General features: G+C 61.6%; 15 protein-coding genes. 6 read left to right on the forward strand and 9 right to left on the reverse strand.

All coding sequences use genetic code 11. The annotated features are described in order from the left end of the window. Nucleotides 1-30: 30 nt before the first annotated feature. Nucleotides 31-1,140 (reverse strand): phosphate ABC transporter substrate-binding protein PstS, encoded by a 1,110-nt coding sequence (gene pstS, locus HMPREF2875_RS09140; RefSeq protein WP_070672359.1) that lies wholly within the window; start codon nt 1,138-1,140, stop codon nt 31-33. A 174-nt stretch (nt 1,141-1,314) separates the two neighbouring features. Further along, on the reverse strand, nt 1,315-2,250 hold the full coding sequence (mshD, locus tag HMPREF2875_RS09145) for a mycothiol synthase (RefSeq protein ID WP_070672361.1): 936 nt from the start codon (nt 2,248-2,250) through the stop codon (nt 1,315-1,317). Nucleotides 2,251-2,283: 33 nt separating this feature from the next. Between mshD and HMPREF2875_RS09150 the strand changes: the two genes are divergently transcribed. Further along, a complete protein-coding gene (locus HMPREF2875_RS09150; RefSeq protein WP_070672365.1) occupies nt 2,284-3,120 on the forward strand; it encodes an LmeA family phospholipid-binding protein in 837 nt (278 codons plus the stop codon). Nucleotides 3,121-3,160: 40 nt separating this feature from the next. Here HMPREF2875_RS09150 and HMPREF2875_RS09155 read toward each other — a convergent pair whose 3' ends face one another. Continuing rightward, a complete protein-coding gene (locus HMPREF2875_RS09155) occupies nt 3,161-4,201 on the reverse strand; it encodes a diacylglycerol/lipid kinase family protein (RefSeq protein WP_070672368.1) in 1,041 nt (346 codons plus the stop codon). 63 nt (nt 4,202-4,264) lie between these two features. Between HMPREF2875_RS09155 and HMPREF2875_RS09160 the strand changes: the two genes are divergently transcribed. Beyond that, nucleotides 4,265-4,948 (forward strand): heme-binding beta-barrel domain-containing protein, encoded by a 684-nt coding sequence (locus HMPREF2875_RS09160; RefSeq protein WP_070672371.1) that lies wholly within the window; start codon nt 4,265-4,267, stop codon nt 4,946-4,948. A gap of 40 nt (nt 4,949-4,988) precedes the next feature. Here the strand turns inward: HMPREF2875_RS09160 and HMPREF2875_RS09165 are convergent, their stop codons facing one another. Further along, the gene (locus tag HMPREF2875_RS09165) at nt 4,989-5,867 is read right to left on the reverse strand and encodes an aminodeoxychorismate lyase (RefSeq protein ID WP_070672374.1); all 879 of its coding nucleotides are present in this window, start codon (nt 5,865-5,867) and stop codon (nt 4,989-4,991) included. Between the two features lie 30 nt (nt 5,868-5,897). Here HMPREF2875_RS09165 and HMPREF2875_RS09170 point away from each other — a divergent pair, with 30 nt between their 5' ends. Further along, on the forward strand, nt 5,898-6,959 hold the full coding sequence (locus tag HMPREF2875_RS09170) for a CAF17-like 4Fe-4S cluster assembly/insertion protein YgfZ (protein ID WP_070672377.1): 1,062 nt from the start codon (nt 5,898-5,900) through the stop codon (nt 6,957-6,959). Nucleotides 6,960-7,146: 187 nt separating this feature from the next. Continuing rightward, entirely contained in the window at nt 7,147-7,350 is a 204-nt protein-coding gene (locus HMPREF2875_RS09175) for a DUF3073 domain-containing protein (RefSeq protein WP_210388183.1), read from the forward strand. A gap of 147 nt (nt 7,351-7,497) precedes the next feature. On the opposite strand, the gene purM is transcribed toward HMPREF2875_RS09175, so the two are convergent. Genes purM through HMPREF2875_RS09190 form a run of 3 tightly spaced genes read right to left on the reverse strand, consistent with a single transcriptional unit; the run spans nt 7,498 to nt 10,497 of the window. Next, nucleotides 7,498-8,550, reverse strand: coding sequence for a phosphoribosylformylglycinamidine cyclo-ligase (purM, locus tag HMPREF2875_RS09180; protein ID WP_070672383.1), 1,053 nt, complete (start codon nt 8,548-8,550; stop codon nt 7,498-7,500). A 14-nt stretch (nt 8,551-8,564) separates the two neighbouring features. Further along, on the reverse strand, nt 8,565-10,082 hold the full coding sequence (purF, locus tag HMPREF2875_RS09185) for an amidophosphoribosyltransferase (protein ID WP_070672386.1): 1,518 nt from the start codon (nt 10,080-10,082) through the stop codon (nt 8,565-8,567). 10 nt (nt 10,083-10,092) lie between these two features. After that, complete coding sequence (locus HMPREF2875_RS09190) at nt 10,093-10,497, reverse strand: sterol carrier family protein (protein ID WP_070672388.1); 405 nt, start codon at nt 10,495-10,497, stop codon at nt 10,093-10,095. Nucleotides 10,498-10,530: 33 nt separating this feature from the next. Between HMPREF2875_RS09190 and HMPREF2875_RS09195 the strand changes: the two genes are divergently transcribed. Beyond that, entirely contained in the window at nt 10,531-11,553 is a 1,023-nt protein-coding gene (locus tag HMPREF2875_RS09195) for an acyl-CoA thioesterase (RefSeq protein WP_070672391.1), read from the forward strand. Here HMPREF2875_RS09195 and HMPREF2875_RS09200 read toward each other — a convergent pair. Beyond that, nucleotides 11,550-12,482, reverse strand: coding sequence for a MaoC/PaaZ C-terminal domain-containing protein (locus tag HMPREF2875_RS09200; RefSeq protein ID WP_070672394.1), 933 nt, complete (start codon nt 12,480-12,482; stop codon nt 11,550-11,552). The two genes, HMPREF2875_RS09195 and HMPREF2875_RS09200, sit on opposite strands and share 4 nt — an antisense overlap. Further along, nucleotides 12,483-13,811, reverse strand: coding sequence for a 3-oxoacyl-ACP reductase (locus tag HMPREF2875_RS09205; RefSeq protein WP_070672397.1), 1,329 nt, complete (start codon nt 13,809-13,811; stop codon nt 12,483-12,485). A 184-nt stretch (nt 13,812-13,995) separates the two neighbouring features. Between HMPREF2875_RS09205 and HMPREF2875_RS09210 the strand changes: the two genes are divergently transcribed. Next, nucleotides 13,996-15,294, forward strand: coding sequence for an acetyl-CoA C-acetyltransferase (locus HMPREF2875_RS09210; protein ID WP_070672400.1), 1,299 nt, complete (start codon nt 13,996-13,998; stop codon nt 15,292-15,294). Nucleotides 15,295-15,320: the final 26 nt, after the last annotated feature.

Consider the following 15,320-nt stretch of genomic DNA (forward strand, 5'->3'; position numbering starts at 1 on the left):
GAGATATTTAGCTTTGTGAAGCTCTAGCGCTTACTGCAGAGCGTCAACAGCAGCCTTCAGCTTGTCCAGGTGTGCACCCTCAACCGGGATGAAGCCCTGAGCAGCGAGCTGGTCATCCTGGTGATCCAGGACGGTGGTGAAGAAGGCCTTGACCAGAGCGGAGGTCTCCTCATCGTAACCAGCGGAGCAAACGATGTTGTAGGTGGTCAGGATGAGCGGGTATGCGCCCTCGTCATCGGAAGAGAACAGAGCGTCGGAGTCAACAACCATGTTGTGCTCGGACTCGGTCTTCTTGAACTCCAGGTTCTCCAGAGCAACGTTGACGGACTCGGTGTTCAGCTCAACCGGGCCGTGGCCGAAGTCGATCTTAGCCTTCTGAACGCCGGCTGCTTCTTTCTGGTCGGCGAAGCCGGCCTCAACGTAAGTGATAGCGCCCTTGATGTTCGCAACCTGGTCAGCAACACCAGCGGAGCCGTTTGCACCCTCACCAACTGCATCCGGGAACTGCTTGCCCTCGCTGTCCCAGTCGCCGGTAGCGGCCTTCAGGAACTTCTGGAAGTTAGCGGAGGTACCGGACTCATCGGAGCGGAAGATGACGGTGATGTCCTCGTCCGGCAGGTCGGTGCCTTCGTTGTCAGCAGCGATTGCCTTATCGTTCCACTTGGTGATGTCACCCTTGAAGATCTTGGCCAGGGTCTTGGTGGAGAGGTTAATCTCGGTGCCCTCGAGGTTGTACGCGATAGCAACCGGACCGATGGTGGTCGGCAGGTGCCATGCCTCGTTGCCGCCACAGCGCTCAGCAGCAGCCTCAACCTCGCCCTCGTCTTCCTTCAGAGCGGAGTCGGAACCAGCGAAGTCAGCCTGGCCGTTGGTGAAAGCCTCAACGCCAGCGCCGGAGCCGGAAGCGTTGTAGGACAGGGAAGCGTTCGGGTGATCCTCAGAGAATGCAGTCTGGAAGTAAGACATTGCATTCTGCTGGGAGGAAGCGCCGTCACCGACGAGCTCGCCGGAGACGTCAGAACCCTCAGAGCCGCCCTCGGAAGAGCCAGAGTCGTTGGATTCAGAGCAGGCGACGAGAGCGGTGGAGGTAGCGGCAACGATGCCGAAGATTGCAGCGGTGCGCTTGAAGTTGCGAATCACGGGAAACCTTTCCGGTGTGGATACAAGAGAATGATTGTCCGAGGAAATCGCCCTCCACCCCATCTACAAGGCGAGCACGATTAACTCACGAAACGTAAAGGTATCCCGAGTGGGTTAACCACACAGGGATCTAGAGGTGAACAATCGGTTAACTTGTACCAAAAGCCCGTGAGACTAGTCACTTGTAGCCCAGACGCAGTGCTCCTCAGCGATGAAAAAACCAAGCCTCTCGTAGGCCTTAACAGCTGGCTCGTTGTCTGCCTCGACATAAAGAATTACCTTCTCAGCGCCTTTGTCCACCACACGCTGCAGCCCAGCGCTCAGAAGCGGACCACCCAGCCGGCGTCCACGGAATGCTTCCGCCAATCCCACCACGTAGACCTCACCGAATGCAGGATCCTCTTCGGTATGCCATTTAAGCCAGTGGAATCCCGCCATCGTGGCATCAGCGCTATCATCGGCACTTCCGGCATCGGTACCTCCGATGCCGTCCCACAGGAAAAGCACATCAGCCGGGTCAAACCACTCGGCCTCCATGCCGCGATGTAGGCGCTCGATGTCCCAGCCGCCCTGCTCCGGATGCCAAGAAAAAGCCTCATTGTTTACGCGCACCCACTCTTCTTCCACGCGTGCACGGTCGAAGCGCTCGACTGACTCGGCATAGGACAGGATGTCCAGCTCTTCCTCCAGCGAGGGGAGCCCGGCAGCGTCACGCAGCGCGTCGCCGTCAATAGCCATGACGAGTAGGCGTCTGACGACGTCCATCCCATTCTTCTTCGCCAGTGCTTGTGCGGCGGGGAAATTGCCGTGGGCCCACAGGTGTGGGTGGGCCGGGAGGACGTCGTAAAGCGCCTGTCCCACCCCTGCTCGCCGATGGTCGGGAGAAACGACGAGCTCTACCTGGTCGCCATCACGTGCGGCCACGCCCACGATGTCCTCACCGACCCTGGCCAGCAGGTGCTCATGGCCCAGGCGGGCATCGCGCAAACCAAGGAGGAACTGCTCCGAAAGCGGGTCGATACCATCGTGGGCAGCGGCGTTCTGTGCAAGCCGCGCCACCTGCTCCGCGAGGTCGGGACGCTGCGGCAAGGTACGGGTTTCAATATTCATGGTTCCCAGCCTACGTGCGGTAGAAATAGAGGGGTGACCGTCATCCATCTCAGCCGCACCGTCGTGCGCCTCGCCGTCGTGGCAGGCGTGGTGTTGACTACGTGGCTGGCGGATTCTGCAGTGGCCATGCATGCGGAACACACCGTGGCCCAAAAAGCTAAGGCTAGCTCGCAGTTGGAGAATACCCCGGACGTCTTCATTGGTGGTGTGCCTTTTACCGCCGCGGCGCTCACCAAAGAGATCCCCTACATCGAGGTCAACTCCTCCGACGTCGAGGTACCCAAGCTGGGCATGGTGAATGCCTCGACGACCCTGCGTGATATCACCATTCGCCCCGAGCAGCTCTTTAACGGCGATCTTGAGGGCTCACCCGTCTCGACGTACACACGTAGCATCAGTCTCGATGGCGTCGCGCTCGGCCGCTTGCTGGGAATTACGGACTTGTCCATTGCCAATCCGGATGACATGTCCCCTACCGGTGGTCTGTCCGCCGAAGCGGAGCTGACCGGCACGCTTCCAGGAGATACCAGCAAATCGACCGCTACCGTCACGCTGCGGCTCGTGGGCCCAGAGTTCCGTATGAGCGTCTACGGCACGGACGATGAACGCCTCCAGAAGGCCTTCAGCTTGGTGCTGGACACACGCGAACTGCCGCTGCCTTCGCAAGCCACCTCGGTAAAACTGCACGGCGGTTCCATTTCCTTCGAGGTACAGCGCCGCAACATCACGCTCAAAACCACACAGCTCTCACCTCTGGAAATCGACGGTTCGGAGGAAAAGGCCGTAGAAGACGCAGCACAAAAGGCCCAGGACACTGCCAACGAGGTGGGTAGCGCGCCGACGACGCCTCCCAGCTGGCGTCAGAACTAGCTGGCGGACGCTCGCCCCACAGGACGGGCATCTCAGTCGTTTACTTGATGCGGATAAAGTCGCGCAGCACTTCCCGGATTGTGCGCTGGGACGCCGGGCGCGGATCAATCGGCGCGAAGACCTCGAGTGCATTCGGCACCGACTCGATATGGATCGTGGTGAAGGTACCGTCCGATTCGCCATCGGCCTGGAAGCGGTGCGGTTTGGGGCATTCCAAATCCACTTCAGCGGCATCCTCAAAATGCAAGGTACGAGCATCCGTTACCTTGTTAAGCCAGTGACGGCGATCCACACCAAAGAGGTGAAGGACGCCCACCAAACCATCAATCCCGTGCAGGTCGGAAACTCCAAACAACCCGAGCCCCTGGTCAAAGGAGTTACGCGGATTGGTCACCACGGGAAGCGGGCCCAGGAAGGTCCACGGGTTGGTATTGGAGGTGAACATGAGCGGCACATTATCCGCCTTGAAGGTGTCCCCAGAGCGCGAGACTGCACGTACATTGATGCGCGGCGGGCGGATACGGGCGCGCTGGTAGGCCTGAAACGACACCGCCAGATAGCGCAGCGGGGTAGCAGAAAAGCCCTTCTCACGAGCTCGGTCCACACGCGCCAACACGTCAGCATCCAAACCGAAACCAGCGTTGACCGCGAACCAACGGTCATTCCACGTGCCCAGGAACACCTCACGGCGGATATCACGGTTCAGCATGCGCGCCAACACGTGCGCGGCCTCAATCGGGGTATTGGGGAACCCGAGAGCGCGGACAAAAACGTTAGCGGAACCAGTCGGAATAACCGCTAGTGCTGGGATATCTTGCGGGGACGGACGTGACTCAGCGTCGACCGGACCGAGGAGGCCGTTGACAATCTCATTGACCGTGCCATCGCCACCAAAGGCCAAGATGACGTCATAGTCTTCTCGCGTCATACCGCGAACCATTTCTTCCGCATGACCTGGGTAATGAGTAAATTGCGTCAGCAGGCGCAGTCCCTCCACGCCACGAATGATGGGCAACACCTCTCGGAAGAGAGCCGCATTCTGGCTGGTGGAATTCGGATTAGAAATGAGCAACACGCGCATGCCACACCAGAGTACTGGAGCCTAGTGGTTTCTGTACCGCCGGCACGACTACGCTGGGGCAGCATGAGCGAACAAAACAATGAACACAACGAGTCCCAGGACCGCCGGGACGCGCACCCGGAAAACACCAAGATTGATGGCAACGAGGCCGTCAACCAGGCCGCCGAAGCCTGGAAGGATGCCGCCTCCCGCAATATCCCCACCGTGGACGTGGCTGAGAACCCGCTTCCGGATGAAACCGCTAACCTTCGCCAAGGCCCGTCGCTGCACGATGGCCTTCTAGGCCTGCTCCCCCTCGTCGGCGTATGGCAGGGCGAGGGCCAGGCCCACAGCACTGATGGCGAGCAGTACGCTTTTGGCCAGCAGCTCATTATTGCGCACGACGGTGAGAACTACCTGACGTACACCTCCCGAACCTGGAAGATCGACACCGAGGGCAACCCGACTGGCCCCGACGTCCGCGAGTCCGGTTTCTGGCGCATCTCCCTCAAGGACGAGATCGAGATGACCTATACCTCTTCTAATGGCATCAACGAGATCTTCTACGGTTCGCTGTTTAATGAGCGCGCCTGGCAGCTTGAATCTGCCTCGACCATGGTGACTGAAACCGGACCGACCAACCTCGGCCCAGGCAAGCGCATGTACGGTCTCATGCCGAATAACAACCTTGGTTGGGTCGACGAGCGCCTCGTCGATGGCGAGATGCGCCCCTTCATGTCTGCCGAGCTCACACGCGTCGCGGGCTAATAAGCCAACCACACGTCAAGGAACTCCGAGGGAAAGGTAGTTAGCGGGCCAGTGAGGCGTCGATAAGCCCGCGAATCTCCTCCGCATTCCCCGGCGCCTTGAGTTTCACATCATCAAGACGGGTGACGCGTACCGCCGTGCGCACGGAGGAGACCAGCCATACTGAATCCGCGCCCTGCAGGTCTTCTACGGTGAGTTCCTTGGACTTGCACCGAAAACCTTGTTCCGTGGCGTACTCAAAGAGCGCCGCCTGCGTCGTGCCGGGCAGGATTCCTGTGCCCGCTGGTGTGCGCATTTTCGAGCCTTTGACGGCCACGACTGTCGACGTCGCCCCTTCCAACACCGACCCGGTGTGTGGGTCGGTGAAAATGACGTCATCGAATCCGCGCTCACGCGCGAGCCGCAGCGTGGCCATGGTCGCCGCATAATTGAGAGTTTTCGCCGGCAGCTCCTCCGCCACCTGCCACAGACGCGGCGTGCTCATCACCTTCACACCCGTATCGCGTTGCTTGAGCACATCCTCCGGAATGTCCTGAACCACAACCCATGCCGAGGGCACGCCTGTCGACGCCCTACCGCGCGTATACGTCCACGTGCACTTGGCTTCCGGCAGAGCGTGGTCACTAGCTTCGGTCCCGCAAAAATCCGCAATGGCTAACTGCGTTGCCTCGTCCCACTTGTGCATGGGTGGTTCTGGTAGGTCAAGCGCCCGGGCGGACTGGGCGAAACGCTCAGCATGGCGCTGGAAATTTGCCGCCTTGCCGTCGCGGACGAGGAGGGATTCAAAGATGCCATCGCCGCGAGTGACCGCAGCATCATCCCAGTGCACCAGGGGCAGGCTCGGCATGTGCCGCCGCACCGATCCTCCAAAAGGTTCGACAACGTAGATGACCGGCTCTTTTCTGGGCTGAAGGCTCATAAACTCGATTATGCCCTACCATCGAAAGACGTGAGTTACTCTTCGCCGCTTCTTTCCCGGCCCGGAGCTGCTGAGCTGCAGGGCGCCACGCTTGTCGACGTCTCCGGGGTCCCCTGGCACTACGGCAACCCCTTGGTGGAGCAGCGCGCCGTGGAGACCGGATCCGCGATTATTGATCGCTCCCACCGCCGTGTCATCGCAGTCTCCGGACCGGATGCCCGGGCTTTTCTCCATAATTTGTTGAGTCAAAAGCTCGATGACGTTGAGGCGGGTTTCGCCGCCGGTGCCGCGGACCTCGACATGCAAGGTCACGTGCTGCACCACATGGATCTGGTCTTTACGGGAGAAACCTTCTTCCTCGATGTCCCTGCTGCGCAATTCGACTCGCTCAAGGATTTCCTCTCGAAGATGGTCTTTTGGTCCGAGGTCACCGTGGACGAGGCTGACCTCGCCGTCATCTCCGTATTAGGTGCTCCCCTGCCGACGCCAGCTGCCACCGTGGTTGAGCGCTCCGTTTTCTGGCCTGGGTGCCCGCGCCAGGATATCCTCGTCCCGCGCGCTGACCTCGCCGCCGCCGTGACCGAGCTGGAATCCCATGGCGGCAGCGTGGCAGGTCTGATGACCTTTACCGCTGAACGAGTCAAAGCCCGCGAACCCGAACTCGCTGCTGACCTCGACGGCAAAACCATCCCCCACGAGGTTCCGCACTGGATCCGCCGCAGCGATGACCGCCCTGCCTTCGTCCACTTGGACAAGGGCTGTTACCGCGGCCAAGAGACGGTGGCCCGAGTGGAGAACCTCGGCCGTTCGCCGCGCCTGCTCGTCCTGCTCTACCTCGACGGCTCCGCCCCTGAAGCCCCCGAACCAGGCGCCGACATCACTCTTGGCGGACGCCGGGTAGGACGCCTAGGCACCGTAGTGGACGATTGCGACTTTGGCCCTATCGGGCTGGGCTTGGTCAAGCGCAGTGCTCTAAACCAGGGTGACCTTTCTATTGGTCCAGTTGCCGCGTCCGTCGAACCAGATTCCATCCCCCAGGATGAAGGCCCGAAGGCAGGACGTGCTGCCGTCGACCGACTGCGCGGCCGGTAGTGGCGCATCGCACATGCCCCCACCGCCACGGGGTATAACACTTTTTTGGCCCGCCGCTGGGGGTAGTTCGGAATTTTTTCGTCACACACGCTATGGTGTCTTACAGGAACATACACATATCTGACTAAGACGATGGGGCGGCCAAGAATCCCTGGACCGCCCTACACACCTCAAGGGGGTCATGCACATGGGACGCGGACGCGCAAAGGCAAAGCAGACCAAAGTTGCACGCCAGCTGAAGTACAATTCGCCCGAAATGGATCTGGACTCTCTCCAGCGCGAGCTCGCTTCGCAGCATTCCAGCAACGACGAAGATGACCAGTACTCGGACTACGCCGAGGATGACTGGGACTCGGACGAGTGGGATCAGGACGATTCCGACGAGCGCTAAGCTCAATTCTCAGCACGTACGCGAAAGGCCGGCGGCCCCCATTCCCCCTCTGGGATGAGGCCTCCGGCCTTCTTCGTCTCTGCTATCCCCAAGAGGATTTCCACCCTTGGTGGGCCCATTAATGTTGGCCCCACCAAGGTTTAGGTTTTAGAAACCTGGGTGCTCGCCCGTCATTACCACGCGCGGCTCACCATCCTGGGCGGCGCGTACGGCGCCCAATTCCCAGGCTTCAACGTGGCGGGCGGTCATCATTGCCAGAGCGCGCTCGCGGTCTTCTGGGGCGACGACGGCAATCATGCCTACACCCATGTTGAAGGTCTTTTCCATCTCTTCGCGGGAGACCTTGCCCACGGAGGAAATGGTCTTGAAAATCTGACCCGGAGTCCACGTCGAACGGCTCACTTCAGCGGTCAGGCCCTCCGGGATAACGCGCTCTAGGTTTCCGGCGAGGCCACCTCCGGTGACGTGGCAGAAGGTAGACACTGCGCACTCGGAGGTCAGCGCCAGGCAATCCTTGGCGTAAATGCGGGTCGGCTCTAGCAGCTCCTCACCGAGGGTGCGACCGAGGTCCTCCATGTAGCCGTCGAGCGGCAGGCCCGCCTGCTCCAGCAGGACGTAGCGCGCCAGCGAGTAGCCGTTGGAGTGCAGGCCAGAGGACTTCATGGCAATGAGCACGTCGCCATCGCTGACCTTGTCGGGTCCCAGCAGCTCATCGGCTTCCACCACGCCCACGGCAGTCGCGGAAACGTCGTACTCCTCCTTGCCCATGACACCTGGGTGCTCAGCGGTCTCACCGCCGAGCAGTGCCGCACCGGCTTGGACGCAGCCTTCGGCAATACCCTTGACAATCTCTGCGACCTTTTCCGGCACAACCTCACCGACGGCGATGTAGTCCTGCAGGAACAGCGGCTCCGCGCCGCACACCACAAGGTCGTCGACACACATGGCTACCAAGTCGATGCCGATAGTGTCGTGCTTGTCCATAGCCTGGGCCACAGCGAGTTTGGTGCCCACGCCATCAGAACCAGCAGCGAGTACCGGCTCCTTGTACTCACCTAGCTTGAACAGCCCGGCAAAGCCTCCGAGTCCACCCATGACCTCCGGGCGGGAAGCGCGTTTCGCGTGCGGGGTAATCAGCTCTACGGCGCGGTCACCTTCCTCGATGTTGACGCCAGCGGCTGCATACGTGTTGTCGCTCATGAGTGAACTAGTCCTTACTCGTTAGTCGTGGTCGAGCCCTGCAAGGTGCGCACGGCCTCAGCGTTAGGGTTACCGGCGGGAAGGCCGAGCGGGTACTTGCCATCGAAGCAGGCGCAGCACAATTCATTGCGCGGCTGCTCAGTGGCGGCCACCATCTCATCGATGGAGACAAAGCCCAAGGAGTCTGCACCAATGGCGGTGCAAATGGTCTGGGCAACTTCCTCTGGGTCATCGGAGGGGTTGGCGTTGGCAATAAGCTCGCCTGGGGAGGCGAAGTCGATGCCGTAGAAGCACGGCCATTTCACCGGCGGCGAGGCAATACGAACATGCACCTCGGCCGCGCCGGCCCCACGCAGCATGCGGATGAGCGCGCGCTGAGTGTTGCCACGCACGATGGAATCATCCACCACCACGATGGATTTGCCGTCAATGACCTCCCGCAGCGGGTTGAGCTTGAGGCGAATACCCATCTGGCGCTGGGACTGCGTGGGCTGAATGAAGGTGCGCCCGACGTAGGAGTTCTTCACCAGGCCATGCGCGAAGGTCAGACCGGATTCGCGGGCATATCCCACGGCGGCAGGGTTTCCGGATTCCGGCACGGGGATGACCATGTCCGCGTCAGGCGCGGGGTACTGCCGCGCTAGACGACGCCCAATTTCCACCCTCGTCGCGTTGACCGAACGGCCCCTGATGTTCGTGTCCGGGCGCGCCAAGTACACATACTCGAAGACGCAGCCATGACGCTTAGATTCTGCGAAGCGCTCAGAGCGAATGCCCGTCTCATCGATGGCAATGAGCTCACCGGGTTCAATCTCACGAATGAACTGCGCGCCCACAATGTCGAGGGCGCAGGTCTCGCTGGCCACAACCCAGCCCGTGTTCAGCCTGCCCAGCGCGAGCGGGCGCACGCCATGCGGGTCACGCGCAGCATACAGAGTGTGCCCGTCAGTGAAGGTGAGGCAGAAGGCACCTTTGACGTCGGGAAGCAGCTGCAGGGCCGAGTCGAAGACGGAGGTACCGTCCGAGACACCGGCGGCAAGCAGCATGGACAAGCACATGGAGTCCGAGACGGACTCTTCCTGCGGTTTGATGAGCCCACGTTCCACGGCTTCCGCACGCAGCTCCAGATAGTTCACCAGGTTGCCATTGTGACCCAAGGCGATGTCGACGCCACTGGGCGAGGTTCCGAACATCGGCTGCACATTGGACCACTCCTTGCCGCCGGCGGTGGAGTAGCGCGTGTGGCCGACCGCCACGTTGCCGTGCAGGGACGTCAGAATGGATTCATCGAAGACGTTGGACACGAGGCCCATGTCTTTAAAGACCACGATGCGGTCATCATCGCCCACCGCAATGCCCGCAGCTTCCTGGCCGCGATGTTGGAGGGCAAAGAGACCGAAGTACGTCAGCTTTGACACCTCTTCCCCCGGTGCCCAGACGCCGAAAACGCCACATTCTTCACGGGGCTCTGGATCTTGGGCAGGATCCTCCGATAGCGGTTTAATCTTGTTCTGGACGTGTTCAGCTACCACGGCGCCAATCCTAGTCGTTTCGGTCGGTGAAAACTAACGGAATGATGGGCAGCCACTCCGCGATCTCGTGCGCGCGGGACCCAGAGGCATCCAGACGCGGGCTGGCTACTGCTTGCTCCCAGGACAACAGGCCGGTGGCCAGCTGCAACCAGGTAAGCGGATCCATCTCCACCACATTCGGAGGGGTACCTCGGGTATGGCGCGGGCCCTCGATGCACTGAACTGCCACGAATGGGGGGACTCGCAGCTCGACCGAATGGCCCGGCGCATCCGCCTCGAGCATGCGCGCGGTGGTGCGGGTGGCCTGCGCGAGTGCGGTGCGACCTGGTTTTTCTATCTCTTCAGGGTTGCGAATCCAGTCCGCGACGGCCTCCACGGCGGCGCGGGTGGTGGCGGCATCAACGGCCTTCTTCATAGGTAAACCACGCTCCCTGCTAGTTTGTTATCCATGTCACCAACTCTGTCGGAAGAAAAAAAACCGGTCCAAACCGGGAAGTCCCCCTCCATCACACTGCGTTTCATGGCCGCGCCCACCGATCTCACGATTGCTGGCGCCCAGGGCATTGGCGGTGGCCGCGTCCTGGAGTGGATCGATAAGGCGGCCTATGCGTGTGCAGTGCAGTGGTCGGGAACCTACTGTGTGACAGCCTACGTGGGCCACATCCATTTCACACGCCCCATCCCTTCGGGCCACCTCGTGGAGGTGCGCTCCCGCATCGCCATGACTGGCCGTTCCTCGATGCACATTGTCAACGAGGTGCTCTCTGCTGACCCACGCGACGGTATTTTTACCCGCGCCTGTGACTGCCTCGTCATTTTCGTGGCCAAAGACACGGAGACTGGAAAGTCTGTCCCGGTACCGCCACTGCAGCCGGAAACCACGGAGCATCAGCGCGTGTGGGAAGCTGCTCAGTCTCGTATTGAGCTGCGTCATGCCATCGAGGAAGAGATGGAAAAGCAGACGTATGACGGCCCCTCGGATGCGCCACGCATGATCAACCGATTCTTGGCCAAGCCTACCGACGTCAACTGGGGCGGAAACGTCCACGGCGGCACCGCGATGGAGTGGATCGATGAGGCAGGTTCTGCCTGCACGATGGAGTGGTCTGGCGAGCACACCGTGGCCGTCTATGCCGGCGGCATCCGCTTCTATCGCCCGATTCACATCGGTGACCTTATTGAGGTCGATGCCCGCATGATGCGTACCGACGCGCGCTCCATGCAGATGTCAGTTCACGTGCGCTCCGGCAACCCTCGCGGCGGCCGTGAGCAGCTACAGACTGCCATTCACGCGACGGTGTCGTACATGGCCATGGATGCCGACTGGCAGCCGCTGGCCGCCCGCCAGTTCACTCCTCGTACCGAAGAGGATAAGCGCCTCTGGGAGCACGCCGGCATCCTGCGCGGGCTGCGCGGCAAGTACTCCCCGAAACCCTTGGTGGTGGCGCCGAAGCACCAGCACGTGGATTAAGAGAGGGGCTCCACGCGGGCTGCGACATGCAGCTTGCTGGGGTCCTTGGCCTTGCGCAGCGTGAGGTCGCGCGCGCCAGCTCCCCGCGCGTCGTCGGCACCAGCAGGTGCCACGTATACACCGGTCGTCGCGGGAAGGATAACCGGCTTGTAGAAGTCAGCCGTGATGCGGGTACCACCGGTCAGCATGCCTTCCATTACAGACAGCATCCGCGCGTGGGTGTACATGCCGTGCGCAATCGTGGCGGGGAAGCCAAAGAGCTTCGCACCAACCTTAGAGACGTGGATGGGGTTCTTGTCACCAGAAGCTTCCGCGTAGACGCGGGTGCTCTCGGAGCTAAAGCGCAGCGTCGCGGTGGAGGTGCCCACCTCATCACCGGGGAAGTCGAGGAAGCGCTCCGCCTCCGAGCGGGCTGTGACCTCCTGCGGGGTATCCTTGGTAAACTTCGCGCCCTGACCTAAGAAGGCGGAGGTCTGGCGCCAGATTTCTTCGCCAGCCACACTGTAGGTGGTCACCATATCGATGACGAGGCCCTTGCGGTGCGGGCGAAGATTCTCAGCATGGACTGTGATGTCGAAAGCCTCATCCACGCGCAGTGGGCGCGTCTGCTCAATGCGGTTGGACAGGTGAACTACGCCCAATGCCGGGAAGGGGAAGTCCTTGGCGGCCATGACCTTGATGGCCAGCGGGAAAGCCAGCGCATAGGGATAGGTAGCGGGCACTTCGTTGCTCAGGCGCAGGCCGGTGGCCTGGCAGTAGCGCGCTAAGTGTTCCGTGTCCACGCGAACGCTGTCAACGCGGAAGGCCGTGCGGGGGTCAGCGACCGTGCGCTTGCCTGCACCGATGCCGGGTACCGGAACTGCGCCGACCATGAGCGTGCGGTAGAGGGCGGATAGATCGGGAATCTCAGTCAGGGTGGTGTAGTTCATTTAGGCTCCCATGAGGTTCTGGCCGCAGACGCGGACGGTGTTGCCGGTCACTGCCGCAGACGCAGGGGCGGCGAAGAAAGCGACAGTTTCAGCGACGTCGATAGGCTGGCCGCCCTGCTGCAGGGAGTTGAGGCGGCGGCCAATCTCGCGCGGTCCGGTCGGCATCGCTGCGGTCATGGCTGTCTCAATAAAGCCCGGTGCCACGGCGTTGATGGTGGAGCCGTTCTCCGCGAGGACGGGGCGCAGGGCGTCGACCAGCCCGATGATTCCGGCCTTGGTGGTGGCGTAGTTCGTCTGCCCACGGTTGCCGGAAATACCGGCCATGGAGGACACGCCAACCACGGCCGCGCCCGGCGCGAGGGAGCCAGACTCGAGGAGATTTTCGGTGATACGCACTGGGGCGAGGAGGTTAACAGCGAGGACAGCATCCCACTGGCCCTCATTCATGTTGGCCATAAGCTTGTCGCGGGTAATTCCGGCGTTGTGAACGATGACGTCGATGGCGCGTCCGTGGCGCTCCTGAGCATGCTGCGCAATCTTGTCGGCTGCCTGCGGATCGGTGACGTCGAGCGGCAGCGCCGTGCCCTTGACCTGGTTGGCCGTCTTGGCCAAGTGCTCGCTTGCTTGTGGAACGTCGATGCAGATGACATCTGCATCATCGCGGGCAAGCACCTCAGCAATGGTGGCGCCAATACCGCGGGCGGCGCCGGTAACGACGGCGAGACGGCCATCAAGCGGCTTCTCCCAGTTCTGTGCGCCCGGCACCTCAGCGCCCTGTGCGCTGACGCGGACGACCTGACCGTCGACGAATGCTGACTTGCCCGACAGGAAGAAGCGGAGGGTGGACTCCACCTCTGCGATGGCTGCTGGGTCGGCCCACACCAGGTTCACGGTGCCACCTTTTCGCATTTCCTTCGCAAGGGAGCGAGTAAACCCTTCGAGGGCGCGGGCGGCAATGCGGGCGTCGATAGTATCGGCTGCCTCGGGGGTGGTGCCGACCACGACGATGCGCGCGCACGGCAGGAGGTTGCGCATCTGCGGGTTGAAAAAGTCATAGAGCTCACGGAGCTGCTCTGGGGCCTCAATTCCAGTGGCATCGAAGACCAGCGCCGCACGCTTGGCTTCCGCAGATGCATCGATGACCTGGTAGTCCACGGCCAGCTGGGAGCGGAGGAACTCGGCAATACGGCCTTGCCCACCCAAGACGATCGGGCCTTCGAGGGCAGGTTCACCGGCCTTGTGGCGGCGAAGGGGGTAGCCCTGCGGCACACCCGCTTTGGCGGCCAATGGGGAGTTGATGAGCTTCTCAGCAATAGTGACGTGCGACATAGGGTGGCGCGATCCTTTCTTAAATCTTCACAACCTTGCGAGCTTTGTTGACTTGGTTGCAAGGTTAGTTAATTGAGTGATAGAACTAACACTATCACTTAAGTTGTGATGCGCACTTCCTTGAGGGGTCTCCACCCCTCTCACCGCGATGACTCGCACAAACCACCCCGCGAAGGAGCATTAGATGACCACCCCTCAGCACCGCGTCGCCATCCTGGGCGGCAACCGCATCCCGTTTGCCCGCTCAAATAAGCAGTACGCCCACGCATCCAACCAGGACATGCTCACCAGCGCCCTCGACGGCCTGGTGGCACGCTACGGGCTTCACGACGAACGCCTGGGCCTCGTCGCTGCCGGCGCCGTGCTCAAGCACTCCCGTGATTTCAACCTCACCCGCGAGGTTGTCCTCGGTTCCGCCCTGGATTCCACCACACCGGCTATCGACGTCCAGCAAGCCTGCTGCACCTCGCTGGCCGCCGCCATCCACGTCGGCGATGCCATCGCCCAGGGGCGTATTTCCGCTGGTATCGCCGGTGGTACGGATACCACGTCAGATGCCCCGCTGGCGGTCAATGACAACCTGCGCCGCACCTTGCTCAACCTCACCCGCGCCAAGTCCACCGCACAGCGCGCCCAGCTCATCGGCTCCATCCGCCCCTCCCAGCTGGCCCCAGAGCAGCCGCAGAACGGCGAGCCACGAACCGGCCTGTCCATGGGTGACCACGCCGCCATCACCGCCCGTGAAATGCACGTGACCCGCGAAGCACAGGACGAGCTCGCACTGGCCTCTCACCAGAACCTCCACAAGGCCTGGGAAGAAGGCTTCTTTACTGACCTGACCACCGGCTTCCTCGGCGTCAATCGCGATACCAACCTGCGTCCGGATTCTTCACTGGAATCGCTGGCCAAGCTGAAGCCGGTCTTCGGCAAGCGCGACGCTGAGCAGCACGGCGCCCAGGCCACCATGACGGCTGGTAATTCCACACCGCTGACGGACGGTGCCTCGGTCGCCCTCTTGGGCTCCGAGGAGTGGGCAGCCGCGCACAACATTGAACCGCGTGCCTTCCTCGTGGATTCCGAAACCGCTGCCGTCGACTTCGTCCACGGTCCGGATGGCCTGCTCATGGCCCCTACTTATGCCGTCCCGCGCCTACTGGAGCGCAACAACCTCTCCCTGCAGGATTTCGACTTCTACGAGATCCACGAAGCCTTCGCCTCCCAGGTTCTGGCCACCCTGTCTGCATGGGAAGACGAGACCTACTGCCGCGAGCGCCTCGGCCTGCAGTCCGCCTTGGGCCCTATTGACCGCGCCAAGCTCAACGTCAAGGGCTCCTCACTCGCCGCCGGCCACCCGTTCGCCGCAACCGGAACCCGCATTCTTGCAACGACTGCAAAGATTCTCGAAGAGAACGGCGGCGGCCGCGCCCTCATCTCCATTTGCGCCGCCGGCGGCCAAGGCGTCGCAGCCATCGTCGAGCGCTAAAGAATTTATTCAGAAAGGAAATCCCA

Source organism: Corynebacterium sp. HMSC078H07 (genome assembly GCF_001812805.1).
Lineage (GTDB): Bacteria > Actinomycetota > Actinomycetes > Mycobacteriales > Mycobacteriaceae > Corynebacterium.